Annotated in this window: 28 protein-coding genes; 5 read left to right on the top strand and 23 right to left on the bottom strand. The window is 34.1% G+C overall.

All coding sequences use genetic code 11. The annotated features are described in order from the left end of the window. Positions 1-188: 188 nt before the first annotated feature. The 7 genes from C2I06_RS08280 to C2I06_RS08310 form a co-directional block, all read right to left on the bottom strand. Positions 189-461 carry an HU family DNA-binding protein gene (locus C2I06_RS08280; RefSeq protein WP_016203034.1) on the bottom strand — a complete coding sequence of 91 codons (273 nt, stop codon included), beginning with the start codon at positions 459-461 and terminating at the stop codon, positions 189-191. 445 nt (positions 462-906) lie between these two features. Then, entirely contained in the window at positions 907-2,385 is a 1,479-nt protein-coding gene (spoIVA, locus tag C2I06_RS08285; RefSeq protein ID WP_095331833.1) for a stage IV sporulation protein A, read from the bottom strand. A 657-nt stretch (positions 2,386-3,042) separates the two neighbouring features. Beyond that, positions 3,043-4,092, bottom strand: a complete 1,050-nt coding sequence (locus tag C2I06_RS08290; protein ID WP_095331831.1) for an NAD(P)H-dependent glycerol-3-phosphate dehydrogenase — start codon at positions 4,090-4,092, stop codon at positions 3,043-3,045. A gap of 14 nt (positions 4,093-4,106) precedes the next feature. Next, positions 4,107-5,417: a ribosome biogenesis GTPase Der gene (der, locus tag C2I06_RS08295; RefSeq protein ID WP_123257848.1), complete on the bottom strand. Its 1,311-nt coding sequence runs from the start codon at positions 5,415-5,417 to the stop codon at positions 4,107-4,109. A gap of 395 nt (positions 5,418-5,812) precedes the next feature. Continuing rightward, the gene (locus tag C2I06_RS08300) at positions 5,813-5,998 is read right to left on the bottom strand and encodes a capping complex subunit for YIEGIA (protein WP_095331827.1); all 186 of its coding nucleotides are present in this window, start codon (positions 5,996-5,998) and stop codon (positions 5,813-5,815) included. Next, positions 5,995-6,885 (bottom strand): YIEGIA family protein, encoded by an 891-nt coding sequence (locus tag C2I06_RS08305; protein WP_123257849.1) that lies wholly within the window; start codon positions 6,883-6,885, stop codon positions 5,995-5,997. Before C2I06_RS08305 ends, C2I06_RS08300 begins: the two co-directional genes overlap by 4 nt. Then, the gene (locus tag C2I06_RS08310; RefSeq protein WP_095331823.1) at positions 6,882-7,490 is read right to left on the bottom strand and encodes a YphA family membrane protein; all 609 of its coding nucleotides are present in this window, start codon (positions 7,488-7,490) and stop codon (positions 6,882-6,884) included. The genes C2I06_RS08305 and C2I06_RS08310 overlap by 4 nt, the downstream gene beginning before the upstream one ends. A 215-nt stretch (positions 7,491-7,705) precedes the next feature. On the opposite strand from C2I06_RS08310, the gene C2I06_RS08315 reads away from it, so the two are divergent. Continuing rightward, positions 7,706-7,843 carry a YpzI family protein gene (locus C2I06_RS08315; RefSeq protein ID WP_095331821.1) on the top strand — a complete coding sequence of 46 codons (138 nt, stop codon included), beginning with the start codon at positions 7,706-7,708 and terminating at the stop codon, positions 7,841-7,843. A gap of 46 nt (positions 7,844-7,889) precedes the next feature. Here C2I06_RS08315 and rpsA read toward each other — a convergent pair whose 3' ends face one another. The 11 genes from rpsA to C2I06_RS08365 form a co-directional block, all read right to left on the bottom strand. Then, positions 7,890-9,029, bottom strand: coding sequence for a 30S ribosomal protein S1 (rpsA, locus tag C2I06_RS08320; protein WP_095331819.1), 1,140 nt, complete (start codon positions 9,027-9,029; stop codon positions 7,890-7,892). A gap of 190 nt (positions 9,030-9,219) precedes the next feature. Then, positions 9,220-9,897, bottom strand: a complete 678-nt coding sequence (gene cmk, locus C2I06_RS08325; protein WP_095331817.1) for a (d)CMP kinase — start codon at positions 9,895-9,897, stop codon at positions 9,220-9,222. Positions 9,898-10,154: 257 nt separating this feature from the next. Further along, positions 10,155-10,328, bottom strand: coding sequence for a DUF5359 family protein (locus tag C2I06_RS24950; RefSeq protein ID WP_163186170.1), 174 nt, complete (start codon positions 10,326-10,328; stop codon positions 10,155-10,157). Between the two features lie 98 nt (positions 10,329-10,426). Continuing rightward, the gene (locus tag C2I06_RS08330; RefSeq protein ID WP_095331815.1) at positions 10,427-11,098 is read right to left on the bottom strand and encodes a flagellar brake protein; all 672 of its coding nucleotides are present in this window, start codon (positions 11,096-11,098) and stop codon (positions 10,427-10,429) included. Between the two features lie 298 nt (positions 11,099-11,396). After that, positions 11,397-12,743: a germination protein YpeB gene (gene ypeB, locus C2I06_RS08335; RefSeq protein WP_123257850.1), complete on the bottom strand. Its 1,347-nt coding sequence runs from the start codon at positions 12,741-12,743 to the stop codon at positions 11,397-11,399. A gap of 12 nt (positions 12,744-12,755) precedes the next feature. After that, positions 12,756-13,697, bottom strand: a complete 942-nt coding sequence (gene sleB, locus C2I06_RS08340; protein WP_235850306.1) for a spore cortex-lytic enzyme — start codon at positions 13,695-13,697, stop codon at positions 12,756-12,758. A 246-nt stretch (positions 13,698-13,943) separates the two neighbouring features. Further along, a complete protein-coding gene (gene prsW / locus C2I06_RS08345; RefSeq protein ID WP_095331809.1) occupies positions 13,944-14,612 on the bottom strand; it encodes a glutamic-type intramembrane protease PrsW in 669 nt (222 codons plus the stop codon). 39 nt (positions 14,613-14,651) lie between these two features. Then, on the bottom strand, positions 14,652-15,629 hold the full coding sequence (locus C2I06_RS08350; RefSeq protein WP_123257851.1) for a YpdA family putative bacillithiol disulfide reductase: 978 nt from the start codon (positions 15,627-15,629) through the stop codon (positions 14,652-14,654). A gap of 195 nt (positions 15,630-15,824) precedes the next feature. Then, positions 15,825-17,102: a Glu/Leu/Phe/Val family dehydrogenase gene (locus C2I06_RS08355; RefSeq protein WP_095331805.1), complete on the bottom strand. Its 1,278-nt coding sequence runs from the start codon at positions 17,100-17,102 to the stop codon at positions 15,825-15,827. Between the two features lie 589 nt (positions 17,103-17,691). After that, positions 17,692-18,273: an adaptor protein MecA gene (locus C2I06_RS08360; RefSeq protein WP_095331803.1), complete on the bottom strand. Its 582-nt coding sequence runs from the start codon at positions 18,271-18,273 to the stop codon at positions 17,692-17,694. Positions 18,274-18,427: 154 nt separating this feature from the next. Beyond that, the gene (locus C2I06_RS08365; protein WP_123257852.1) at positions 18,428-19,216 is read right to left on the bottom strand and encodes a metallophosphoesterase; all 789 of its coding nucleotides are present in this window, start codon (positions 19,214-19,216) and stop codon (positions 18,428-18,430) included. Positions 19,217-19,498: 282 nt separating this feature from the next. Here C2I06_RS08365 and C2I06_RS08370 point away from each other — a divergent pair, with 282 nt between their 5' ends. The 3 genes from C2I06_RS08370 to C2I06_RS08380 are packed head-to-tail and all read left to right on the top strand — an operon-like array spanning position 19,499 to position 20,604. Continuing rightward, positions 19,499-19,720 (top strand): spore coat associated protein CotJA, encoded by a 222-nt coding sequence (locus C2I06_RS08370; RefSeq protein WP_095331799.1) that lies wholly within the window; start codon positions 19,499-19,501, stop codon positions 19,718-19,720. A gap of 7 nt (positions 19,721-19,727) precedes the next feature. Beyond that, a complete protein-coding gene (locus tag C2I06_RS08375; RefSeq protein ID WP_047940343.1) occupies positions 19,728-19,988 on the top strand; it encodes a spore coat protein CotJB in 261 nt (86 codons plus the stop codon). A gap of 46 nt (positions 19,989-20,034) precedes the next feature. Next, entirely contained in the window at positions 20,035-20,604 is a 570-nt protein-coding gene (locus C2I06_RS08380) for a manganese catalase family protein (RefSeq protein ID WP_095331797.1), read from the top strand. 386 nt (positions 20,605-20,990) lie between these two features. Here the strand turns inward: C2I06_RS08380 and C2I06_RS08385 are convergent, their stop codons facing one another. The 5 genes from C2I06_RS08385 to C2I06_RS08405 form a co-directional block, all read right to left on the bottom strand. Beyond that, positions 20,991-21,449 carry a DUF2663 family protein gene (locus tag C2I06_RS08385; RefSeq protein ID WP_123257853.1) on the bottom strand — a complete coding sequence of 153 codons (459 nt, stop codon included), beginning with the start codon at positions 21,447-21,449 and terminating at the stop codon, positions 20,991-20,993. 120 nt (positions 21,450-21,569) lie between these two features. Further along, on the bottom strand, positions 21,570-22,328 hold the full coding sequence (locus C2I06_RS08390) for a LysM peptidoglycan-binding domain-containing protein (protein WP_164463643.1): 759 nt from the start codon (positions 22,326-22,328) through the stop codon (positions 21,570-21,572). 80 nt (positions 22,329-22,408) lie between these two features. Beyond that, the gene (locus C2I06_RS08395) at positions 22,409-22,993 is read right to left on the bottom strand and encodes a CPBP family intramembrane glutamic endopeptidase (protein ID WP_095331791.1); all 585 of its coding nucleotides are present in this window, start codon (positions 22,991-22,993) and stop codon (positions 22,409-22,411) included. A gap of 9 nt (positions 22,994-23,002) precedes the next feature. After that, positions 23,003-24,496: a RecQ family ATP-dependent DNA helicase gene (locus C2I06_RS08400; RefSeq protein ID WP_123257855.1), complete on the bottom strand. Its 1,494-nt coding sequence runs from the start codon at positions 24,494-24,496 to the stop codon at positions 23,003-23,005. Beyond that, positions 24,493-25,545, bottom strand: a complete 1,053-nt coding sequence (locus C2I06_RS08405) for a YpbB family protein (RefSeq protein WP_164463644.1) — start codon at positions 25,543-25,545, stop codon at positions 24,493-24,495. Before C2I06_RS08405 ends, C2I06_RS08400 begins: the two co-directional genes overlap by 4 nt. Positions 25,546-25,859: 314 nt before the next feature. Here C2I06_RS08405 and C2I06_RS08410 point away from each other — a divergent pair, with 314 nt between their 5' ends. Next, on the top strand, positions 25,860-26,108 hold the full coding sequence (locus C2I06_RS08410) for a ferredoxin (protein ID WP_047940337.1): 249 nt from the start codon (positions 25,860-25,862) through the stop codon (positions 26,106-26,108). Positions 26,109-26,216: the final 108 nt, after the last annotated feature.

The raw sequence follows: 26,216 nt of genomic DNA on the forward strand, positions 1-26,216 counted from the left end.
CACATATTCTAATTATTATATCACAAGAAAAAGTAAAGGGATACAATTGGCACTTAGGAAAGGGTCTGCTTTATCTTTTCCGAATTAAATGAACATAATTCAGCTTTGTTTCTTTGCACCATTAAAAATAACAGAAAAAAACCGCGATAATTTTCGCGGTTTTAGTGAAATACTATCATTGTATGTAATTATTTCACTGCGTCTTTAAGTGCTTTACCTGGTTTAAAAGCAGGAACTTTACTTGCTGCGATTTCAATTTCTTCACCAGTTTGTGGGTTACGACCTTTACGAGCCGCACGCTCACGTACTTCAAAGTTACCGAAACCGATAAGTTGTACTTTATCACCATCTTTTAAAGCATTCAAAATTGTATCGAAAACAGCGTCAACTGCTTTAGTAGCGTCCTTTTTTGATAGTTCACTTGCTTCAGCAACTGCATTGATTAATTCTGTCTTGTTCATGCCTTTCACCTCCTCCCGAGTGTTTCAAATAAAAGCTAAAAATTAGTTTCATATCTTTATTTGTAAACAAATTAACGGAATTATATACGTCCTACTGAATTTTTTCTTAATTGAGACCAATTGGTTTCTACTAAAAAGAAATTCCAGTATGAAAAGCCTTAAGCTTTTAATAAAGATTAAGAAACCTTTTATAACGCTAATTCCTTTAAAAGATTATCATAATCATTTCTGCATATCAAGAAATTTTATATATTGATAGCAATATTTTCTTATTTTGAAATAAAAGCGTAACATTAAAACCATATTTTTACCAATTTCATCCATAATTTGAGCAGAAATGGAACTATTCTCCCGTTGTTTCAACAAAGTTATAAACGGGTATATATCTAATAAAAGAAATGCCTTTTTATTTATTCATCAAAAAAAGAACTCTAAAATAGAGTCCTTACAAAATAATTGCTATGAGTCCACCAGAGCCTTCGTTAATAATTCTTTCTAATGTCTCTTTCAGTTTATAACGTGCATTTTCTGGCATTAATGACAATTTTGCTTGTATGCCTTCTCGGACGATGGAACTTAAACTTCTTCCAAAAATATCCGAATTCCAGATAGATAATGGATCATCCTCAAAATCTTGCATTAAGTATCTTACTAATTCCTCACTTTGCTTTTCAGATCCAATGATTGGGGCAAATTCACTTTCCACATCCACTTTAATCATATGGATGGATGGTGCAACGGCTTTTAATCTAACCCCAAATCTCGAGCCTTGACGAATGATTTCCGGTTCATCTAAACTCATATCCACTAATGAGGGGGCAGCAATGCCATACCCAGTTTGTTTCACCATTTTTAAAGCATCTGAGATTTGATCATATTCCGTTTTAGCATGTGCAAAATCTTGCATTAATTCTAGTAGGTGGTCTTTTCCTCTAATTTCCACACCTACAATTTCTTTAAGGATATCATCATATAATTCATCTGGTGCAAACAAATCAATTTCTGCGATACCTTGCCCCATTTCTATACCTGCAAGACCAGCATTTTCAATGAATTCATATTCACTAAATTGCGAAACGACTCTATCCACATCTCTTAATCTCTTAATGTCTTTAACTGTTTCTTTTACTGCTTCTTGATAATTATCTCTTAACCAATGATTTTCTCTTAATACCATTACCCAGCTTGGTAAGTTTACATTTACCTCTAAAACTGGAAACTCGAATAATGCTTCTCGCATAACATTTAATACATCTGTTTCACGCATACTTTCTACACTCATGGCAATAACTGGAATATCATATTTTTCGGAAAGCTCTTGTTTTAGAGCATCAGTATTAGGATGATAAGGCTGAGCACTATTAATAATCATAATAAATGGTTTACCAACCTCTTTTAACTCTTCAATTACTCTATTCTCAGCTTCTAGATAGTTACTTCTTGGAATATCACCAATCGTACCATCTGTTGTAATAACGACTCCAATTGTACTGTGTTCTTGAATAACCTTTCTTGTTCCTATTTCAGCAGCTTCATGAAATGGAATAGGCTCTTCATACCATGGTGTATTGATCATTCTAGGACCGTTTTCATCCTCATAACCTTGTGCACCCGGCACAGTATACCCGACACAATCTACAAGCCTAATATTCACTTCTAATCCTTCATCTACTTTAATAGAGGCCGCTTGATTTGGAACGAACTTTGGCTCTGTTGTCATAATTGTTTTTCCTGCTGCACTTTGTGGAAGCTCATCTTTAGTCCGAGCTCTATCACCTTCATTGTCCATGTTTGGGATAACAACCAATTCCATGAATTTTTTTATAAAAGTTGATTTTCCGGTACGCACTGCTCCTACTACACCTAAGTAAATATCACCGCCCGTTCTTTCGGCAATATCTTTAAAAATATTTACCTTTTCCAAGTGATCCCCTCCTGAACTTTTCCTAGTACATGGGATAGAATTATCCATTTAATACTATTAGACAATATATATTTATGATGTTGTCCTATCTCTTTATGCCTTATTTTTTATTTTCCTCCCCTTTTTTTTGCTAGTTTTTATTTTAAAGTAATAAGACCTTTGTTTATGAACGTAAAAATGATGCCCATCTATACGTTTTCTTTTTATGAAACTAGCATGAATTCATTTATAAACTATATTAATCCCATTTGTTCTGTGTATGAATAAATAAAACCTTCTCTTCAATATATACAAGAAGAGAAGGGATATGACACTTTTTGTTTGGAATCACCTATAAAAGACTAGAAAAACTAATCTGATTATCAGCCAGTCTATTAAACTTGCCAAACTGTTACAAAGACATATATCGTTCAAACAATATAGGATAATGTAAAGCGTCGAAAAACAAAAAAAAATCAAAGTAAGAAGTAGGGGAAACTTCTCACTTTGATTTCCATTGACTATTTGACCCAAACCCTGTTCATTCCACTAGGTTGCTTCAAGGCATTTTATGTTATTACATCCATTTTCGAACCATTAAAACGCCTAAATTTCCATAAAAAGATTTCGTTCATTCTCCTTTCATAAGAAAGGATTTACAAAGTACACATCTTTTCCTTATTCTATGTACTGAGAAGCAAGAATGTTTATTAAATCTTCCATTTCGTTCGTTTTTCCTCTGGCCATTAAGCTTTCGACTGCTGCTTTTGCATCTTGGCCATTGAATAAAATTTCGAATAATGCATTTGTGATAGGCATCGTAACATCGTATTTTTCGGAAAGCTGATGGGCTGCTTTCGTTGTTCGAATTCCTTCTACAACCATTCCCATTTGCTCCAGTACTTCTTCTAGTGCATGACCTTTTCCAAGCATATTACCTGCTCGCCAGTTTCTTGAATGAACACTTGTACAAGTAACAATTAAATCTCCAATCCCAGTCAAACCAGCAAAAGTAAGTGGATTTGCGCCCATTCTTGTTCCAAGTCTTGCCATTTCAGCAAGTCCTCTTGTAATTAATGCGGCCTTTGCATTATCACCAAAACCTAATCCATCTGCAATCCCTGCACACACTGCAATAATATTTTTCAACGCCCCGCCAATTTCTACTCCGATAAGGTCCGGATTTGTGTATACTCGAAAATTATGATTGATAAATAAATCTTGTACCAGTTCAGCTTCCTTCATATTTTTAGAAGATACTGTAACAGTCGTCGGATGACGCAAGCTTACTTCTTCCGCATGACTAGGTCCAGAGAGCACAACAATACTCTTTCGGATGCTTTCAGGTATCTCTTCCTCCATTATTTCAGAAATTCTAAGTAATGTACCAGGTTCAATTCCTTTGCTTACATGAACGAACGTTTTCGGTTCTTTAATATACGGGAGTAATTGAGGAATTACCTCACGCATCGCTTTTGTTGGTACAGCTAAAACAATGATATCCACATCATGAACACTCTCTTCTAACGAAGTAGTGCCTTTTACTTCATTGGGTAAGGTAATTCCAGGCAAATATTTACTATTTTGATGTAAATTATTTATCTCTGCAATATTTTTCTCATCTTTTCCCCAAATATGAATAGTATGACCATTGTCGCCAAGTACTAATGATAGTGCTGTCCCCCAGCTTCCAGCACCAATCATCGCTACGGATTTTTTATCTTTCATCCTTTACACCTCTTTTATTTTCTTTCTCTTGCAAATATTTTAATCGGTGTTCCTTCAAAACCAAAGGCATCTCTAATCCGATTTTCTAAAAATCGCTCATAAGAAAAGTGAAGCAATTCTGGATCATTTACAAAAACAACAAAAGTAGGCGGTCCAACTGCAACTTGGGTAGTATAGTATATTTTTAATCTTTTTCCTTTATCTGTTGGAGTTGGATTCATCGCAACCGCATCCATTATAACATCATTTAACACACTTGTTTCCACTCGGCGTGTATGATTTTCACTGGCAACTTTAATCATCGGAATTAAAGTATGAATACGTTTCTTTGTTTTCGCAGATAAGAATACAATTGGTGCATAGTCTAAGAATAAGAAATGCTCCCTTATATTTTGTTCAAAGGTTTTCATTGTTTTTTCATCTTTTTCTACTGCATCCCATTTATTTACAACAACAATAACTGCTCTTCCTGCCTCATGAGCATAACCAGCAATTTTTTTATCTTGTTCAATAATGCCTTCTTCCCCATCAATAACTACTAAGACAACATCCGATCTTTCGATTGCTCGTAATGCTCTAAGGACACTATATTTTTCTGTAGACTCATATACTTTTCCTTTTTTTCTCATTCCAGCTGTATCGATAATCACGAATTCTTCACCATTAACCGTTACTTGGGAATCAATTGCATCACGCGTTGTTCCTGCAACATTACTTACGATTACGCGGTCTTCGCCTAACATTGCATTCACTAATGAAGATTTCCCAACATTGGGTCTTCCTATAAGCGAAAATTTAATAACATCATCATCGTAATCCTTTGTATCACGCTTAGGAAAATGCTTTGCAGCTTCATCCAATAAATCTCCAAGTCCTAGACCATGTGAACCAGAGATCGGAAACGGTTCTCCAAATCCTAATGAATAAAAATCATAAATTTGTTCTCTCATATCTGGGTTATCTACTTTGTTTACAGCTAGCACAACAGGCTTTTTCGCTTTATACAAAATCTTCGCCACTTCTTCATCTGCGGAAGTAACACCTTCACGACCGTTTGTTATAAAAATAATAACATCTGCTTCCTCAATTGCAATTTCTGCCTGCATACGTATTTGGTCTAAAAATGGTTCATCCCCAATATCAATACCTCCTGTATCAATAAGGTTAAAATCATGATTTAACCATTCTGCCGAGCTATAGATACGATCTCTCGTTACTCCTGGTATATCTTCTACAATAGAAATCCGTTCTCCTACTATCCGATTAAAGATAGTAGATTTCCCAACATTCGGTCGTCCAACTATTGCAATAACTGGTTTCGCCATCGCTATCATCCCTTCATATACATAATCATTCTATCCATGCAGCATGATTCCTTAGCAGTATAAACCTAAGGTAATCACGATGTTAAAGAACATTTCTTAGATTATTTATTTCTTTTATGAACGTAAGCACTAAAGCTTTTTTGTACTTTCCGTTTTTATAGCTTCGTTTTGAGTATGTCATAAACACTAATTCAAAAAATTCTCCTTCAAAACAAAACCAATAATCGATTTGCTCAAGTAATACCCTTTAACAAAAAATAGTAAAATAGGGGTTAACCCTTAAACTGAGAGGTAGACCCCTAACTAAAATAGTTTATCAAAGAGATGATAACCTAGCAACATAAAACTATATTTCTTTTGCATAACCTTACTTTTTTCTAGCTCTCTTATGATAATTAATGTTTTACAATAATAAAAACTTCCTCGCTGATTTTATGGGCAATCCCATCTAATATCGCTTCTAAATTAGTCGCAACTGTTTCTAATTCCTTTGTATCTTGGCAATAAAATACACCTGTTCCTGGAGCAACTTTATTTGGATTAGTTGTTATGGAGGCTAAAATGTATTTCTCTAAAGTCATTCTAACTCATCCTCCCTTTCTTCACGCTTACTTGGCATGCGAATCGCATTTTCTAGAGTTGGAACTGCACCAATGATACGAATGGCCTTTTTTTCATTATGTATTTGAGGTAACACAAATACAGCAACTCTTCCATCTTCTAGGTCTCTCTTAGCTAGAGGTACTAACGCAGGTGTTCCGGAGTCACGGTATACACCCAGAGCCGTTGTAACATCATATAAAATTGCTTGTCTTTGACCTAAATTTGCAATGGTAGTTCTCGCATTAAAATTCTTTGGTGTGAGAATAAATCCCATTCCATATTTCAACACTTCTTTCTGTCGCTCCGGTAACCCAATATTCATAATATAAATGGTATCAATATGTAAACCAGCCCCTTTAAATGTCGGTTGAACATATTCTATATCTACTATATCCTTTAATTGACCACCAGACATTAGTTTCTTCGCTATGACAACCGAGATGATTGCTGCAAGTATTCCTGTCCATATGTTGAAAACAATATAACCAAACGTGCTGACTAAGCCAGCAAACATTACTAAATAATTTCTACTTTCAAAAGCAATCGCGATTCCTTCGATATATGTTTTTCCTCTTGGTACCATTTCAAAACTATCTAGTTCTGTTAACGTATTTCTCTCCATATTTCTAACTTCACGAAATTGAGAGGCGGCAACAGTAAGGAAAGTTACTGCTGTAAAATCTTTGTTTAATATGGATGGTATTGCTACGGATCCTAAACCTGCTGCAATAAAACCTAACGCTATATGAATGATTTTCCCATGTAAATAAGTCGGATATTGTCTATAATCAGTGCGCAGCATAAACATCCTTAACAAGGTTCCAACAATTACTCCAAATAGAATTGGATAAACGAGATTACTCATAAGTTTTTTTGTCTCTCCTTTTCAAGCAAAAATACATAATTTTCCCATCTAACAAGTGTTATTTTTAGGTAATAAAGAGAAATCAATCCTAGCAAACCAAGTGTTAAAAAATCGAAAAAGGCCATTGAACCAATGGAATAATCCATCTGATAGCTTCTTAAAAGGAAGCTTAAAACTATCTCCCCATTAATACTTCCAATCAGCAAAACAAGTATTTGGCAAGATATATTTTTGTGCACCAAGATAAGGAATGTAAATAATATACTTGTTTTCAGCCATACACCCGGAATGAATACCCAAAAAGGATCAATGATGGCCATTAACTCATATGTAACATAAGCTAACATCATAAAAAAAGACGAAACAATCGTATAAATGCAGTTCTTCCATCGCAAAGTACCTGTATAAAAAAACGACATTATTAACACAACTAGGAGCAAAATGGAGCAACTTTTTCCTTGCCATTCCCACTGGTAAGGACTTAAAATAATTGCTGTTAATATATAAATAGAATATTTTGTTCGCTTTGGATTATTTTTGTCCATAAAAAACGTTGTTATTATCCAGATACACCATGTACAGAATAAAAAGATTGATCCTTCCATATCCTCACTCTCCTCTATTTTTCCATTATGTCTCGGAACTATGTAATTTAAACGAAAAAGATAGAAGAGTGCATAGGGACTATTCGGTAATTTTTTTAGGAATTTTTTTCATTAAGTATTTTCTGCATACGGAAGAATAATAAAAAGAACTTCTATGAAAGAAAAGAAGGAGACATCCATTTTATAATGGAAATGAAAAACAGGAGGCATTGTAAATGGGTAAAGATAGACAGGAAAAAAAATTAAAAAATAGTAACAGAGTAGAATCTGATCGCGATCAAGCACTTCATTATAATGGTTCCACTCGCTTACAAAGTCCAGAAGAAGGAAGATTACTAAACGATAATAAGTAAAAAGACAAAGAGGTAGCCAAAATGGCCACCTCTTGATTATATAACATTAATTTTTTAACTTTTTCAATTGCTCACCAATCATATCTCCTAATTGGAAACCTTTTGATTCTTCAGGAAGTTCATATACTTCTTCTTCGTCTATTTCTTTTTCTGTTAATTCTTTAATACTTAAAGAAAGGCGTTGTTCTTCTTCATTCACATCTAAAACTTTTACTTGGACTTCTTGTCCTTCTTTTAATACTTCGTGAGGTGTTCCAATATGCTTATGGGCAATTTGAGATATATGAACAAGACCTTCAACCCCTGGGAATACTTCAACAAAAGCCCCATAGGAAACAATACGTTTTACAGTTCCATCTAGAACACTACCTTTTTCAGCACGCGCTGCAATGTCTGCCCACGGTCCTGGTTGTGTTTCTTTAATAGATAAAGAGATACGATCATTATTACGATCAACACTTAATACTTTCACCTTTACTTCTTGCCCTTCTTGAACTACATCTGTCGGACTAGAAATATGATCATGAGATAATTGAGAAATATGAACTAATCCATCAATTCCGCCTAAATCAACAAAAGCACCAAAATCTGTAATTCTTTGCACGGTACCTGTAAGTGTTTCGCCAACTTCAATTGAGTCAAGGAGGTTTTGTTTTTGTTTATTTTTCTCTTCCTCAACAACTGCACGGTGGGATAATATAAGGCGACTCTTGTCTTTTTCCAATTCTACAATTTTAAAAGAAATGATCTTCCCTTTGTAATCAGAAAAATCTTCTACATAATGAGCTTCTACTAAGGAAGCAGGAACAAAGCCTCTGACACCAAGATCAACCACAAGTCCGCCTTTTACGACGTCTTTTACTTCTGCTTCGAACACTTCGCCAGAATTAAACTTCTCTTCAAGCTGATCCCATGCTTTTTCCGCATCCACTTTTCTTTTTGACAAAACCAGAGCATCTTCTTCCACTTTAATTACTTCTAACTCAAGTTTGTCTCCTTCAGCTACTACATCACTCGCTTTTTCAATGTGAAGGCTAGATAATTCACTTATTGGTATAATCCCATCGAGTTTACTGTCGCTGATTGCAACAATCACCTGTTTCTCTTCCACTTTCGTAATCTGACCACTTACTACGTCTCCGACAGTATAATTATTTACAACTACATCATTTAATTCCTCAGACATATGTACTCCTCCTTCGACTCTATAGCGCCTAAACATTCTCGAAAGAATGTTTAGGCAACCGAAAATAAATTAATCATGCATACGATTTATAAGAAACCTTCTCTTTAAAGTTCTTACAAACTTCTTTTTTTGTCAAGTAAGAAACACTAGACTAGTTTGAAAGATTAAGTGATTTTTGCTTTCGTTTTCATTAATTACTTATTTTTTCTCTAGTTAGCTCCATAATTTTTTCGACTACCTCATTTATGGATAAAGAAGTTGTGTCCAATTCAATCGCATCGTCCGCCTTCTTCAATGGAGCAATTTCACGTTCTGAGTCTAATTTATCTCTTGCAGCAATTTCTCGTTTTAACTGTTCTAAGTCTGAATGATAACCTTTTGATACATTCTCTTTATGTCTTCTAATTGCTCTTTCATCAACAGAAGCTAAAAGGAAGACCTTTACTTCAGCGGTCGGAATCACATGGGTACCAATATCTCTACCATCCATTACCACCCCGCCGTTTACAGCAAACATTTGTTGTCTTCTTACCATTTCTTCCCTTACGAGCTTATGTTTAGAAACAATGGAAACAGAGTTTGTTACTTCACTTGAACGAATTTCCTTTGTGACATCATTGTTATCTAAAAAAATTAGTTGACCATGTTCACCTGGGAAAAGCTCAATAACTGTTTCATTTAACATATTTATTAAACTTTTTTCATCTTCTAAATTTAAATGATGATTAATTGCTTTAAAGGTCAATGCTCTATACATAGCACCTGTGTCAATATAAATGTATCCTAATTGTTCCGCAACAATCTTTGCAACAGTACTTTTTCCTGCTGCTGCAGGTCCATCAATTGCAATGCTAATTTTCTTTTCCATAAATCCTCCTGAACTACTGGCTCAAATATACCAATTAACTTATTAAAAAATTCTCCTATTCTATTTCTCCTCTAAAAGGAATGGGAAATCATAGCTAGTCCCATTAACAAAAGAGAAACAACATTAATAATACGGAGAGAAAGCTTTGCTTTTACGGCTTCACTTTCTTTTATTTTAACATATTCTTTCGATTTTTTATCATTAAATCCTCTCTTTTATCTATCTCTTTGGATAGGACAATTTATGAATAATCATCCTTATCTACCGAAGGTCTCAAGAAAGGAGACAAAATTCGAATCCATGACACCTTCATATTGAGTGATTGTTCTTATTTCCGGTATAAAATCCCAAGTATGAAGCATTTGCCCAATAATAAAAAAGACAATTTGAAGGGCGATAATCTTTAATAAAATTCTTTCAACCGTTTTCACTCCATGCAACTCCTTTTTCTACTGCTCTTATAAACAAAGCTAGACTCATGTAATATTTAGATTATAGGAATAGTATCGGAGTAAATGCATGCCTTTATTCAAATTTCAAGCCCTTTCTTTTTCAGTGATAGTTGACGGTCAAAGCTGAATCTTAGCATGGATTGTCGATCAACGGGATCGACGTCCAAAAATTCGATAGCCATTTTATAGTTCTGTTCGTTGTATTCGAAGATTTTTTTTATTTTCGCAGATAAATGTAGATAATTATACTCACCATTTTGTAAAGGTAAGACTACTGAAACTTTAATTTTACTATTTTGCTGAAGTTTTATATGTTTCGGAACTATTACCGCAGCTCCGCCTGCACTAAAATCCAGAGAAACAGTTGTAAATGGTTCTAAATTGTTCTCTTTCTCGAAAGGATGGATAGCCATATCAACACTTGTTTCAATCCTTACAAATTGTCTTCGCTGAATCTTAATCATTTGATCATCAGGAGGTAGCGAAAGGATTAGCAGGGGAACATTATTCTCTTTTTTCCTACCGATAACTTCTGAATGAAATAAATAAGCATTACCTTCGTTTGTTACAAAGTTAATCCTTAACTGAGCTCCATTCATGAGAAAAACAAGCTTGTTAGTTTCAAGGTGAATTGGATATTCAATACTGATTGATTTCTCCTCGACTCCTAAAATACGACTTTTATACTGTTCTACTTTTGTTTCGCCATGAATCGGTTCAATGACTAATGTGTCTCCTATTGAAATCACTTTATCTCACACTTTCCTTCCTATTTATATAAACGTTTTAATGCTACTGATCTTATTTTTTCTATATAAATTATGTAGTTCGTTTAGAAAATCTTAAGTAGACCTAAAGACCTAACGTTCGAATCCAGTTATTTATACCAAAATACCTACTTTTATGTATCATTATTGCATGAATGTTTTATATTTGGCAATACCGTCCATTCCATCATTAACAACACAGTAATTCTAATTCTATGTACCTATAATTAAAAAACTGTCAACAGACTTTTATTAAAGTTTGTTGACAGCTCTTTTCTAATTACACAACTTCTTCATATACAGGTTCAGCATTTTTTAACTTCTCTACCTTCTCTTCCACTCCATTATCAGCATTTATATAAATTCGATAAGTGTCTTCACCTAATGTCCCGATAAATTCATAACATAATACTTCTTCATTCATGTCATTTAAGATGATTGCCAATCCATCATCCATTATTTTTACTTGTTTATTAATTTTTTTTCGTGCATCTTGTTTGGAAATAACCGGATCTTTTATTTCTCTTTCTTTATTTGCCTTTAAATAATCCTCTGCTGCAAAACCAATGATATTTCCATTATCCAATGCAACCTTCATTTTGACACTATCTGGATAAATCTTCACTCCATCTATTTCAGTGACAAAATTAAACACACCAATATTTTCATACTGCATACTTTCAAATAACGCTAGATTTTTAAATTTATGTTCTTTTAAAAATTCAACTGCTTGATTACTTGCTTCATTTAGACTTATTTTATCTTTCTTAACTTCTCGAGAAACAATTGACCATATTGGATATCCGCCTTTTTTCGTGATATCCATGCTAGCTTCTACATTTGTTCCCTTTTCTTTAAGAGAAACACTATAAAAACCATAGTTTGATCCTTTACCATTTCCTGTAACTTTTACATCAACAGGATTTTTAAAATCTGCAAATTCTTTTGCGATTTCTTTGGCTTCTTTTTCTGTTATTGTCTTGCCTTTTAAATTTTTAAAGTTTTCATCTTTCTTTTCCATATTTACATTTGTCACACCAAAGCTTGTTTCCTGATAACCTTCTACTTTATCTTCTACCGTTTTTAACCCATCTATAATGGTGTTATCCAATTGTTTATCGGTAGCTAATGCCATTTCAACATCCATCCAGCGAAGATTATTTTCTAGTACCAAATGCTGCACGTTTCGTAATTCATCTTGAATGTCTGCTGCATCTTTATACAGCTTTGTTAACGTTTTGGATTCCTCATCCGATAACGGTTCTTTATTTAAATCTCTGACTGCTGTCCGATAACTAAAATCTCCGATATTCGCTAAAAACTCTTCTGTTTTATTAAATGGTAATAATGTCAATGGTAATTGACCTACATCTGAATGGGCTTCTGAAGTAATTCGCCATACTTCTGCCAATGCAGGAGACAGAGATTCTTGTGAATTCATTGCTAAAGTTGTCCCGATTTGATCATGAAGTAGGTCTACTTGATAAGTTAAATCATGAAAAGCTCTCTGGTAGTTATTCTCTGCGTTTAATAATACAGCATTTTTCTCTTTATGTTCTTGATAGCCCCAAAAGGCCACCCCTGCGACACCGAGTGTTAATACTCCTATTAATATTCCTCTTAACATTGTCTCACCCCACTATTTACAGAATATATGCTTACCTATTTGTTTAATTTGTGGTCGACCCCAGATCCATCCACTTGTTGCTGTATCTGGATTAAAGTAATACAGAGCATTTCCAGTAGGATCCCACCCATTTATTGCATCTAGAACTGCCTCTTTTGCTTGTTCATTTGGCGTTAACCAAATCTGTCCGTCTGCAACTGCTGTAAAGGCACGCGGCTCAAAGATTACGCCTGATACGGTATTTGGAAATGTTGAACTATTAACTCTGTTTAAAATTACTGATGCTACAGCTACCTGTCCTACATATGGCTCTCCTCTTGCTTCACCATATACAGCATTTGCCATTAATTGAATATCATTTTGTGAAAAACCATTTGGAACATTAGCTGCAGTTGGTTTTTTCCCCGTTGTATTTTCTCCGCCATTTGTATTAGTAGTATTTTGGGGAGCATTGTCGTTATTAGTTGCCCCTTGATTACTGCTTTTATTAGTCGTATTGTTGTTTCCAGCTGCATTTTTTTGTTTTGATGCTTGATCGTTATTATTTGTTTTCTTTTGTGCTGTATCATTTTGCTTTTTTGCTTTGCTTTTGTTCGAAGAAGGCATTTTTTGCTTTTCTAAATCTACTCCTCCATAATGAGAGAACTTTTTCCCGCGATTTATCTGTTCCTTGACAAATTGCTCATTGTATTTTGTTGCACTTGCTAACTTATTTTTCGTTTTCGTACCGGCTAATCCATCAATCGGCAAACCGTATTCATATTGAAAGTTCCTTAGTGCCCAATAAGTTTGCCAACCAAATACTCCATCAATCTTCCCATTATAATATCCTACATATTGAAGTCTTGATTGCAATTCAATAACATCATCTCCTACCGCTCCATGCTGAATAACCTGATTGGAAAAAGCATGTACTTTTTGTTCGGCGAAAGGAAATACTAGTAGTCCTGACATAACAAAAAGGCTGATTGATATTTTTGTGAGTAAAAACTTTTTATTCATGCTTATTACCCCCATAACTAATTACTATTAACATTAACTGTATTTTTTGTAGCAATTGGTTTTTTATACAAAAAAAAAGAAGAGTGAATGACATCACTCTTCTTTCTTACATGCTAGATGTTATAAATGCTTATTCCAAAGAGGATTTTAACCATTCCTCTTTCTTCATGGTAAATATATCCTTTACGTTATTCTTATTTAGGTTCCCGTCATTTTTCGAATAGGTTCGCTACTTAGTTCTCTAGCACTTTTCACCTTTCTAAGGCCTAACCACCATAAATAAAACATAAAAGGGGTGATGAAGATAAGCCAATTTTTCTCTAAAGAGACAATATAATCATATATAGCGTGAAGCAGAAAAGGAACAAGCAAGGAATAGACAAGCCATTTCCCTCTAGGAACAATAAATTTACCTTTTCCAAAATAATAACCCATAATAACCCCGAAAAGGGCATGACTAGATACAGGAAGCAAGGCTCTTCCGATTGCATACTCTAGTCCATTTGCCACTAAATACAAAATATTCTCCATCGTAGCAAATCCTAAGGACACGGCAACCCCATAGACTATACCATCGTAAGGCTCATCGAAATCAGCATGCTTCACCGCTGTATAAAAAACAATAAACCATTTAAAAAATTCTTCCAATAAGCTTGTGGTAAGCAAGGAACTCCAAATTCCCTCTGGAATGACATTCTCAGCTTGAATAACATATTGGATAAACATTATAGGAAACACAAGAAGTGCCCCTGTAATAAAAGACCGCATAACAAGTGATATTGGCTCAGAACCGTATTGGTCTTTTAAATAAAAATAGCTTAATAACGCTAAACCTGGTGCAAGTCCGGCTGAAAAAATCGCCAACATTTTATTTCCCCTTTTCCCCTATAGAAGAGTTGCACGGTCTCATTTATTTTTTTCTTGGATAGCCTTTGCGATTTGCGCACCATGAAATCTACCATTTTCAATAAAGATTTCATTCGCATTATTTCCAGCAGCAATTACCCCAGCAATAAATATTCCTTCCACATTTGTTTCCATAGTTTCCGAATCAAATACAGGTCTTCCTGTTTCTTTCTCAATTTCAATGCCCATTTTTTTCAAAAATGCATGATCAGGATGATAGCCGGTCATTGCAAAAACAAAGTCATTTTTTATTTCATGAAGCTTTCCATTTACTTCATACAGAAGAGATCCCTCTTTTATTTCGACAACATTTGCATGGAATTCCATTTTAATAATTCCTTTGCGGACTAAAGACTCGAATTCTGGTAAAATCCACGGTTTGATACTAGTGGAATATTCGCTCCCTCTATATAAAACTGTTACTCTTGCACCAGCTTTTACTAGCTCGATCGCAGCATCCACACTTGAATTTTTCCCGCCAATTACTGCGACATCATGATTAAAATAAGGGTGTGCCTCTTTAAAATAATGCATTACTTTATCCATGTCTTCGCCTGGAACATTCATATAATTGGGATGATCATAATAACCAGTAGCAACAATAACATAAGGAGCGATATACTCCTCTTTTTTCGTTTTTACAATAAACTCCTGTCCGTCTGTTCCGTCTGTTCTCTGAACGTCTAATACTTCTTCATATGCATGGATACGAAGATCTTTTCTTTTAACCACTTCGCGATAATAGACTAATGCTTGATTCCGATTTGGTTTATATTGTTCTGTTAAAAAGGCGACATCCCCAATCTCCAGCTTTTCACTTGTACTGAAAAAAGTTTGATGAGTAGGATAACCATGTATGGCATTTACAACATTTCCTTTTTCAATGATTAACGGATTTATATTTATTTCCTTTAAAGCGATCCCTGCTGCTAAACCACAGGGACCAGCACCAATGATAATTGCTTCTTCTCGTTTCAACATAGTCACTCCTAACATTTTACAAAAAGGTTAGCCCCTTCTAAAAAAATCCTTGCTTTACTATCATGCATTCTTTTTTAGCTATTAGATGATTCATAATCGAAAAGGCGTCCCTCAAAAAAGGTCCAATATAAAAAATCCCCTACCTATAAGGATAGGAGATTTTTGTAAAATCAGCAATAGATTTAATCAAATTTATATCCAACCACGGAATCTAGATGCTTCCGCCATTTTTCTAACCCCCACCATATATGCTGCCAGCCTCATATCAACTCGACGTATTTTGGCAGTATCATAAATGTTTTTAAAGGACTTACTCATTACTTTTTCCAGTCTTTCTTCCACTTCTTCCTCTGTCCAATAATACCCTTGATTATTTTGGACCCATTCAAAATAAGAAACAGTTACTCCGCCAGCTGAAGCTAATACATCTGGAACTAATAAAATTCCTCTTTCTGTTAAAATACGAGTAGCTTCTAATGTAGTTGGTCCGTTCGCCGCTTCTACTACAATACTTGCTTTAATATTATCTGCATTATGTTCTGTGATTTGATTTTCTATCGCAGCAGGTACTAAAATATCGCAATCCAACTCCAATAATTCTTTATTTGAGATGGTATTATTAAATAAGTTTGTAACAGTGCCAAAACTATCTCGTCTATCTAGTAAATAGTCAATATCTAATCCTTCAGGATCATGTAAAGCACCGTATGCATCCGAAATACCAATTACCTTCGCTCCAGCATCATGCATAAATTTAGCCAAAAAGCTACCCGCATTCCCAAATCCCTGTACGACGACACGCGCTCCTTCTATCTCTATCCCTCTTCTTTTTGCAGCTTCTCGTATACAGATAGTAACACCTTTAGCCGTTGCAGTTTCTCTTCCTTGTGAACCACCTAATACAAGTGGTTTTCCTGTGATAAATCCAGGGGAGTTAAATTCATCAATTCGGCTATACTCGTCCATCATCCATGCCATAATCTGTGAATTAGTAAAAACATCTGGAGCTGGAATATCTTTAGTTGGTCCAACAATTTGGCTGATTGCTCGTACATAGCCCCTGCTTAATCTTTCTAATTCACGAAAAGACATATCACGTGGATCACAGATAATGCCTCCTTTTCCGCCACCATATGGAAGATCAACGATTCCACATTTTAGACTCATCCAAATAGAAAGTGCTTTCACTTCTGTTTCCGTAACATTAGGATGAAAACGAATTCCTCCTTTTGTTGGTCCCACGGCATCATTGTGTTGAGCGCGGTAGCCTGTGAAGATTTTTACAGTCCCATCATCCATCCGCACTGGAATTTTGACTGTCATCATTCGAATCGGCTCTTTTAATAATTCATAAACTTCATCTGAATATCCAAGTTTATTTAAAGCTTTATGAATTACTGTTTGTGTTGATTTCAAAACATCGTGTTGCTCTTCTACATGATTCTTCTCATTAGATTTGTTGGCTACCATTAATAAATCCTCCTAAAAAACTACTTGTAGTTATCCACTGCAGTTCTTCTTTATAAGAATAATTATTTAGCTTCAATAGAATGCAAAACATAAATACAATTTTATTTGCTAATTCTAAGCACAGTATACACTTTTACTTACATTATGCAAGATCATTTATTTACTTATTTAGATTTATACGAATCCCTTCCTTTCAGAAGGCTTTCATTCCATAATATATTCTTTTTTTACTGTGATAAACTGTTTTTTCCCCATTGCTAGTATCAGTATATTCAATTAAACGATTCTTTGTCCTACCTCACCCTCATTTAATTATCATTAATTCCTTTTTCTTCTACACTTTCCCATACAGCTTTTCCTGAGGCTAAACAAAAATCTAGTGGTGAAATACTATTATGTATCTTCCCCATTCCATTTTAACACTTTCAACAAGTTTTACCAATCATCAACTAAGAAATTTTTATGTACAAAATCCCCTTTAAACACACAAAAAAAGATAGATAATTCCAAACTCCGTCGAAGTTCCTATATCCCCGTTATCTGAGATTAACTTCAAAAATTGGAATTGTTCTACCTTGAAAATGGCTGATTAAAAAAAATGTACTAATGTTTCAATGGCATTATCCTTTTTGATGACATTCCCATATTCTTCAATAACATATATACTTTTTAAACTCGCTTCTCCAAATTCACTTAGAATAGCGATAATTTGTTCTTCCTTAAATGAAGAAATATCGACAAAACATAAATAATACCTTTCATTTAAATTATATAAAGAACCACCCTTAAAATTATTTTGCTCTAACTGTTTTACCGCATCAATTACATATTCTATATCAGTAAACTCATATAATATATCCACTGTTTCTTCTACCGTCACTTGCATCTCTAAAAAGCCCTCTGATAATAATTCTTCCGTATCCAATTCATTTTCACTTATTGTTAAGATCATTACCATTCCTTGTGCTTTCATGGAAAATATCTCAACTGCTACCGATCCGTGTATCTCCATATCAAATATGTCATTTGCTTCTTCTAACATTTCATGAAAAAAATACTGCCACTTTATCGAGTCTTTCCATATATCTTCCTTGGTCAATCCACGTTCATACAAATCATCTGTGGTCAGATGGATTTTAATTCTGTTGCTATTTAATCTCTCCAAACGCATGACTACGCCTCCTGCCTGCTCCTTGAAAAAACTCTTAGTTCAGTTTATGAAAGAAAGCAGGAATCGGTGAGTAATATTACAAAGTGGAGGATGATATATAAAAGCCAAGCATTCAAAAAGAAATGTTGGCCAAATCATCATCCATGTTGGAAATTTATTTATCCATTTGTTTATGTTGAATTTTGATAATATGTGTTTCTGGATGTGCGCCGAGCCTTAATGGAATGCTTGTCGTGCCATATCCATTACTGACAAATATAGTTGTATTTCCAATTACTTTCGTTCCTCCTAATTCGTATGGACCAAATCCCAAAATTCGAATTTGGCCACCATGGGTATGGCCACTTAACACTAAGGAAATCTGCTCATTCTCTTCCATCTTTTCCACTATTTTCGGATTGTGACTGACTAATATTTTAAAATCACTATCCTCCACTTCCTCTAACGCTTTTTCTAAATCATCATATTCTAATGAATAATCTTCGATACCGACTAAGGACCAGCTTTCCCCATCTGCAGATTGAAAAGTTATTGCTTTATTATTCAATAAAATAATACCTTCATCTATTAATAAAGTCTCCAAAACATCTCGGTCTATCTCATAGTCATTATTTCCCCAGACAAAATAAACAGGCCCGATTTTTTTTAACTTCCGCAAATTGTCACGTGTCTTCTCCAACTTTACTCCCTTCTCTAAAAGATCTCCACCTATTATCACTATCTCAGCTTCATTCACCGCCTCGTTAATAACAGAATCATCAATTGATCTTCTATGAATATCTGAAATAAAGAAAAGAGTGATTTCACGGAAGGAAGCAGGGAAATTAGGAAAATAAAACATTTCATATTTAACATGGTTCTCATTTGCCATTTTTCTCATATGTAAAATTAAAGCAATCCCTACCAAAACAAGCAAAACAAATCCAACAAGTACATATATCATAAAGTCCCCCTAACTTTCTCCATCTGAATAAGGATAATGTTTATATTTTAATACATCTCTTACACGAAATACCATTTTCAAGAAAATTTTTCTATATTCACTTCCCATCTATACAGCTCCGAATGATAAGTTATTTACTCAAGAATTTCAGCTTCTCTTTTTCCTTCCCTTCATCTATTCATACTTAAACCAAAACCAATTTGCTGCTTTATTAAAAGCAAGCATGTAACTAAATCTTTCAACATAAGATGTAAAGTAAATAAAAAAAAAGGAGGGAATTCTATGTCTTCATTTTATAGAGAATATCACCCTTATATCAGTCCATTTGATCCTTGCCCCCCCATAAAAACAAAGGTTTTTTCCACACCGCCTAATTTATTTTTAGGTTTTCAGCCACCACATCTGCCCCAATTTAGTCCTATGGAAGCATTAAAAGCAGGAACCTTATGGAAGGCATTTTATGACCCATACTTCAGCCCATATGAAAAAACGAAAAGGGAGTGAAAAGTCAATGAAGCAGTTGCCACCAGAATATTATCAATTATTAGAACAGCTTCAAGCTGTAGACTTTGTATTAGTTGAACTTACTTTATATTTAGATACTCATCATTATGATCAAGATGCCATAAATCAATTTAACCATTATGTAAAAGAAAGAGAAAAATTCAAAAAAATATATGAAAATAATTTTGGCCCTTTATTACAATTTGGAAATAGCCCATCTGGTTCCCCATGGGATTGGGATGCTGCTCCTTGGCCTTGGCAAGTATAAAAAATATGTTTCTAAATAATTTTGCGATAAAGGAGAATGAAACCATATGTGGATATACGAAAAAAAATTACAATATCCTGTTAAAGTAAGTACTTGTAATCCTATGCTTGCTAGATTTTTGATTGAGCAATATGGCGGGGCAGACGGAGAACTAGCAGCAGCATTAAGATACTTAAATCAGCGGTACTCCATACCTGATCGGGTTATTGGGTTATTAACAGATATAGGAACAGAAGAATTTGCTCATTTAGAAATGATTGCGACTATGATCTATAAACTGACAAAAGATGCCACTCCAGATCAGCTAAAAGCTGCTGGACTTGGTGACCATTATGTCAATCATGACCACGCCTTATTCTACCATGATGCTGCTGGAAATCCTTGGACAGCAACGTACATACAAGCTAAAGGAGATCCCATCGCAGATCTGTATGAAGATATAGCAGCTGAAGAAAAGGCGAGAGCTACTTATCAATGGATTATTAATATGAGTGATGACACAGATTTAAATGATAGCCTTCGTTTTCTAAGACAAAGAGAAATCGTCCACTCGCAACGATTTAGAGAAGCAGTAGAAATTATTAAAGAAGATCGTGCCCAACGGAAGATATTTTAGTGTTTTCTTTATATAAATACAGTGCAGGGTCACAAGTTTTCCATTCAGAGAGAAATGCTTAGATATACCAACAATATTTCGTATGACTGTTTCAACTTTTTATTCATATAGTCATTATAAGCAGACTGAATACACTTCGCTTTCCAAGAGACGAGCGCCAATTTTCCTCTGCGTTCCTGCGGGGACTTTCTCGCAAGCTCCCATAAGAGTCTACGTGTATTTTAGTCTGCTCCGTTTTTCCTAATAATTATTTTTTGTGCTGGAACTGAGTATTATCTATTTAATTATATTTCCGCTTTTTTCAACTTAACTACTTATAGATATAAGATATAAAGCAGATATTTAAACAAGTAAGAGGATATGTAATCTTCCCACATAACTAATTGTCACTTCGCTTGATGGAATAAATTAATGTCATATGATTCTTTGATTGTATTATAAATTTCATGCCGAACATTCCAAGTCTCACTATTTCCGAATAAATCTTTGCTTTTATCAATAAATTCACAGCGTAAGTCATGGTATTCCTTTTCTGCTTTGTCTCTTTTTTGTCTCATGACATTCATATACCCAAATGCTCCAATCAACAGAAATAAGAGATATAAATTTGCACTCTCTTCTACATATACAGAAAACATGACTGCAAATGAATGAGAATATGGGATAGCTATATGTTTATACAACCAAATAAAATAACAAAATGACGCAAAAATAGTAAACCACATAATAAACAAATGCCGATTTTTTAATTTATCATATTTTTTCTTTTTCTCAATGATTTTTAGGAGAACCTTTTTCGTCGTTCCATCCAAATCATATCTTTCAGGGAAGATTGATCGTTCCAAAGTCACTTCCTCCTTTAAATAGCACATCAAGTCTGATTTACCAAGCGTTGTATGTATAAACAATAATTCCAACACCTTTACTTAACTATATGTGGAGGAAGGACAAGTTAGAATAAGTTATTATGGTTCCATGATAATTTTTAGCGTTTGCCCTAATTGCACTTGATCTGTTGTCATATTATTGGCTGCTTTGATTTTCCCCATACCATCTCCATTGGGATAATATTTTAAAGCTATTCGATATAAATTTTCACCCTTTGCAACCGTATGGTACACAATTTTTTCATTAGGATTAGTTTGACTTGATTCCTCTTCTTTTTGCTTCGGCTCATTTTCTACCTTTTTCTCTGAACGTTGCTTTTCTTCTTTTTGTTCTTTTTGTTCTTTTTGTTCTTTTTGCTCTTTTTGTTTCTCTGCTTCTTTTTTCTTTTCTTTTTCTTTTACATTTTCATCAGCTTTTTCTTTGAATTTATCTGCAGGAATTTCTTCTTTTTTCACTGTTGAATTACTTTCAATTACAAGTTCGTCTTGATTATTGTCACTATCGTCAGGTGTTGTTTTATTATTAGGTGAGTACCCTTTTTGAATATTTACATTTTCAAATACTCCTGAAGTATTCTCTGTTGATAAAAGATTGGAAATATCTTTACCATTTAATATTAATAATAAAGCTACTGGTAGTAAAATAAATAAAAATGCTAACAAGCTAATAATTGGTATCTTTATTTTTTTCTTCTTATTTTTGTGAACAGTACTTCTTGATGGGAGGGAAGATTCTTCTCTTTCCTCTGTAACTGGTACTTCTTCATCACTTGTCACTTTCTTTAATCTTTGTTTCTGTAATTCTGCCTGAACTCTATATGGATCCTCTTTTTTCATAAACATCCCATCCTTACAATTCCCCATAAAATCCCCAACTAAAAGGAGCGGTTATTCCATAGACATTTCCCTTGATATACTCAACTCTTTTGAAATAATTTAAATCGAATAATACAACCGAGTAGGAAATCAATAAGAAAATGCATAATCACTGTCACCCAGAGATTTTCTGTTACTTCAAATAAGATACCGATAACGAAACTTACCAATATGACATTCATAAATAAAAAAGGATTAAATAAATAGCGGTAATGCATCATAGCAAAAAGGAGACAACTTAGCAGCAGTCCTAAATTCGTCTGGATTACTCCTCTAAATAGTATTTCTTCACTAAATGCTACCATTAATGCTATGAATGCAATATGAAAAGGATTCCTATTTTGAAAGACTCGCTTATTCACGCCACCATCATCGTGGTAATGTTTAGAAAATCGTATCATCAAGAATATATCTATTCCTGTTATTGCTAATCCTGCTATTAAACCAATGATAAAATCTGTCTGTTCATACTTAAATACTGTTGTTAACGGAGGTTTCGATTGAAAAATAAAAGTATACAGTATGAAAGCGACAATAAGGAGAATAAATTGTGTTATATACACATTTTTTATTAAGTCTCGGTCTGACAATTGATTAATTAGGGCCGTATATTTTGCTTTATTCATTTATATATCCTACTTTTTTATATTTAAAATAAATGCCAGCTGACTCTTCCAATCCACTAGTACCTCGTCATCCTCCATGCTTTTTTTATGATAGAAATTGGATAACTCTATTCCACATCTATCACAGCAATTTTCATTTTCTTTGCTTTCGTACTTTTCTCCGAAATACTCTAATATATACCTTCTCCGGCAAGATATAGAGTGTAGCCATTCCATTAGGTCTTGCACTTTACGTCTTTTTTCATTTACCCGATTTTCTCTAAAATCATTATATAATTTTAGAGAATGCAATAGCTCGGAGATCGTTTTATTATTCGGTTCAATATAAGACTCCAACACGCGCCATTGGGTCTCGGTAAATAGCATTTCTAATTGATATCCCTCTTTTTTCTGCCATGCTTCAAATGAAGGGAAATTTTTTAAGCGTGCTTTCCACTGATTGATTTGTAATTCATCTGCCAATTCCGATTCAATTAACTGATAAGCAATCCACTCATCGCCTGGAGTATACAGGATGATGGAAACACTCGGATTGCCATCTCTACCAGCTCTGCCTATTTCCTGAAGGTAGGATTCTAATTGTGTTGGCAGATGATAGTGAATAATAAAACGAATATCTTCCTTATTAATCCCCATCCCAAAGGCGCTTGTTGCACAAATAACATCTAATTGTCCTGCTAGGAATTGCTGTTGAACAAGAATACGATCTTCTTGTGTCATCCCGCCATGGTATGCCATTATTCGTTTGGAAGATTTCTCTTTTAAAAAAGCTACTGTTTGTTCAGCTAGCTTTTTGCTAGAGAAATACACAATTCCTTGCCCATCAAGCCTTTGAATATATTCTAAAAGCTTGTCCACTTTTTCTTGAACGTGTGAGACTTCTTCTATATTTATAGCAATATTTGCTCGATCGACAGAATAAATGATTTCTTCTACCATTTCTAGATGTAAGGACTTTATAATATCCTCACGAACTGCTTCCGTTGCTGTTGCGGTTAGAGCTAAAGTTAAGGGATTATTTAATTTTTGTCGAATCTCCCCTAATTTTTGATAATCTGGTCGAAAATCGTATCCCCACTGGGAAATACAATGGGCTTCATCAATAACGAATAGACTAATTTCCATTTTTTGCAGCTGGTCAATGATATGTGGAAATGAAATCATTTCTGGGGATATAAAGATATACTTATATTGCTTAATTTGGCGTAATACTTTATTCTTTTCTGTCGGGTTCAAAAAGGAATTTAAAGCAACGACTCTTTTTTCCCCTTTCATTTTCATTTGCTCCACTTGATCCTGCATGAGTGACAAGAGAGGAGAAATAATAATTACCGTTCCCTCCAAAAGCTTGCCAGCTAATTGATAACACAAAGACTTTCCTGTCCCTGTTGGCAGCATCGCTAATGTGTGCCTCTTGTTAAGAATGGATTCTATCGTTTCTTTTTGCCCACCTCGAAAAGCACTTAACTGATAGTACTTTTTTAAGATTGCTTCTAAATTCATGAAAAATCACCGTATCCTGCCATCACTGCACGTATTTCAAAGTAGGAAACATCTGCTAATTGCTGCTTAATTACCTTTAAAGATTTAGAAGGCGATTGTTCCATACATGCTTTGATTTTTGTTATATTCTCACTGCTCACTAAATTAGCCATAGGAAAGTTAGGCACATTCAACAGTATTTCAATAATATGATCTTCAATTGTACTTTGTTTTAAATTTCTCACGCGAACAATTTGCTCGATACTTAACCCCTTTTGAATTAAATTAAATGTTTTAGCCGTTGACTCCGTAAGTGTAAATGGTTTCTTACCTTCCTTAATCATTTGACTTAACAGTGGAAACTCCCCCTTATCAGATAGAATTTTTTCTATCATGTAATGAAGAATAGCAAGGAAAGATAACTGATAATAGTAAGGATCTAGTTCCAATTCTATTGCTGCTTGCTCTGAAGTTAGACCTATTCTATCACTTCCGGTTAGTCGGATAATAAGAAGTAAAGGATCTAATTCACTCTCTTCCAGACAGTTAACTATTTCTTGGTAGAGATAGTGATTCATTTTACTTCTATCTATAGACGACATAGTATATAAAGTATCCTTCAACCATAGTTGTGTTGCAGGATTTCTTTGTATCGGCATATAGTGATTACTTTTTTTCGATAAGTGAGAAGTAACTTGTACAAATAAAGAAAGTCTTTGCCAATATGGCCCAGTTACTGAATGATATCTCCAGCCTTTCAAATATCTAGGAAATGGATTTTCCTTCAGTAATACTTCTAATTCTAGCTTTCTATCATTTTTAACAAAATAATGATTTTCTCCTGTTTTTTCCAGCCATTCTTCCTTATGTAAAGTATAGATTATTTGATCCAGTTGCTCTCTTGTTAATAAAGGGAATGACTGAAATAGGGAGGTCAGCTGAAAAATATGGATATCTTGGATGGTTTGGGATGACTTTTTTCCATTTAATATATGAAGAATAGAGTAAATAGTTCTTTCTCCATTCATTTTATATAGACACTTTAAAATGATCATTTTAAAAAAGGACATATTTTCATCTTCCTTCAGTTTGACAAATTTTGTTGAAATTTGTTTGTAACATTTCTTATATTTTACCATGAATTTTATTTTATAGTGTAATTTGATAACACATCCTTCACATATTTTTCAATGAAAAGGACTTTAAATACATTGGGAAGCGTTTGAATTTTTGACTATTTTAAGAAAGGTAGTTCTTATTTTCTACTTTTTATCTTTCTTTTATATTGAAAAGTTAAAGATTCAGTCTTACAATAAGATAATAGTAAGGAGTATGCTAGTCATGTATATACTCCGTATGAATAACACTGGAGGTTTTTTTACTCATGGCAAAATATACAATTGTTGATAAAGACACATGTATTGCATGTGGAGCTTGCGGAGCAGCGGCACCTGATATTTATGACTACGATGACGAAGGGATTGCTTTCGTTATGTTAGATGATAATCAAGGAACAGTGGAAGTACCTGAAGTATTATTAGATGATATGTTAGATGCTTTTGAAGGTTGTCCGACAGATTCGATTAAAGTGAGCGACGAATCCTTTGATGGAGATCCTCTTAAATTCGAATAGTGCTCTTTATCATACACAGAACAGAAAGGGATAATAATTCCTTTCTGTTCTTTTATATTTAACGGTTCGAGCCATAAAAAAAACAGTTCAGATAGACACTGAACTGTT

It is taken from the genome of Niallia circulans (assembly GCF_003726095.1).
Lineage (GTDB): Bacteria > Bacillota > Bacilli > Bacillales > Cytobacillaceae > Niallia > Niallia circulans_A.

Coding starts and splice junctions, on each gene's coding strand:
- C2I06_RS08360 (WP_095331803.1), bottom strand. CDS start 18,273: ATGCGTTTGGAGAGATTAAATAGCAACAGAATTAAAATCCATCTGACC.
- der (WP_123257848.1), bottom strand. CDS start 5,417: ATGGCGAAACCAGTTATTGCAATAGTTGGACGACCGAATGTTGGGAAA.
- ypeB (WP_123257850.1), bottom strand. CDS start 12,743: ATGTTAAGAGGAATATTAATAGGAGTATTAACACTCGGTGTCGCAGGG.
- C2I06_RS08355 (WP_095331805.1), bottom strand. CDS start 17,102: ATGGTAGCCAACAAATCTAATGAGAAGAATCATGTAGAAGAGCAACAC.
- prsW (WP_095331809.1), bottom strand. CDS start 14,612: ATGTTGGCGATTTTTTCAGCCGGACTTGCACCAGGTTTAGCGTTATTA.
- C2I06_RS08300 (WP_095331827.1), bottom strand. CDS start 5,998: ATGACTTTAGAGAAATACATTTTAGCCTCCATAACAACTAATCCAAAT.
- C2I06_RS08395 (WP_095331791.1), bottom strand. CDS start 22,993: ATGAATAAAGCAAAATATACGGCCCTAATTAATCAATTGTCAGACCGA.
- sleB (WP_235850306.1), bottom strand. CDS start 13,697: ATGTCAGGACTACTAGTATTTCCTTTCGCCGAACAAAAAGTACATGCT.
- C2I06_RS08305 (WP_123257849.1), bottom strand. CDS start 6,885: ATGAGTAATCTCGTTTATCCAATTCTATTTGGAGTAATTGTTGGAACC.
- C2I06_RS08365 (WP_123257852.1), bottom strand. CDS start 19,216: ATGATATATGTACTTGTTGGATTTGTTTTGCTTGTTTTGGTAGGGATT.
- C2I06_RS08290 (WP_095331831.1), bottom strand. CDS start 4,092: ATGAAAGATAAAAAATCCGTAGCGATGATTGGTGCTGGAAGCTGGGGG.
- C2I06_RS08380 (WP_095331797.1), top strand. CDS start 20,035: ATGTGGATATACGAAAAAAAATTACAATATCCTGTTAAAGTAAGTACT.
- cmk (WP_095331817.1), bottom strand. CDS start 9,897: ATGGAAAAGAAAATTAGCATTGCAATTGATGGACCTGCAGCAGCAGGA.
- C2I06_RS08315 (WP_095331821.1), top strand. CDS start 7,706: ATGGGTAAAGATAGACAGGAAAAAAAATTAAAAAATAGTAACAGAGTA.
- C2I06_RS08410 (WP_047940337.1), top strand. CDS start 25,860: ATGGCAAAATATACAATTGTTGATAAAGACACATGTATTGCATGTGGA.
- C2I06_RS08370 (WP_095331799.1), top strand. CDS start 19,499: ATGTCTTCATTTTATAGAGAATATCACCCTTATATCAGTCCATTTGAT.
- C2I06_RS08400 (WP_123257855.1), bottom strand. CDS start 24,496: ATGAATTTAGAAGCAATCTTAAAAAAGTACTATCAGTTAAGTGCTTTT.
- C2I06_RS08375 (WP_047940343.1), top strand. CDS start 19,728: ATGAAGCAGTTGCCACCAGAATATTATCAATTATTAGAACAGCTTCAA.
- C2I06_RS08390 (WP_164463643.1), bottom strand. CDS start 22,328: ATGAAAAAAGAGGATCCATATAGAGTTCAGGCAGAATTACAGAAACAA.
- C2I06_RS08310 (WP_095331823.1), bottom strand. CDS start 7,490: ATGGAAGGATCAATCTTTTTATTCTGTACATGGTGTATCTGGATAATA.
- rpsA (WP_095331819.1), bottom strand. CDS start 9,029: ATGTCTGAGGAATTAAATGATGTAGTTGTAAATAATTATACTGTCGGA.
- C2I06_RS08280 (WP_016203034.1), bottom strand. CDS start 461: ATGAACAAGACAGAATTAATCAATGCAGTTGCTGAAGCAAGTGAACTA.
- C2I06_RS08405 (WP_164463644.1), bottom strand. CDS start 25,545: ATGTCCTTTTTTAAAATGATCATTTTAAAGTGTCTATATAAAATGAAT.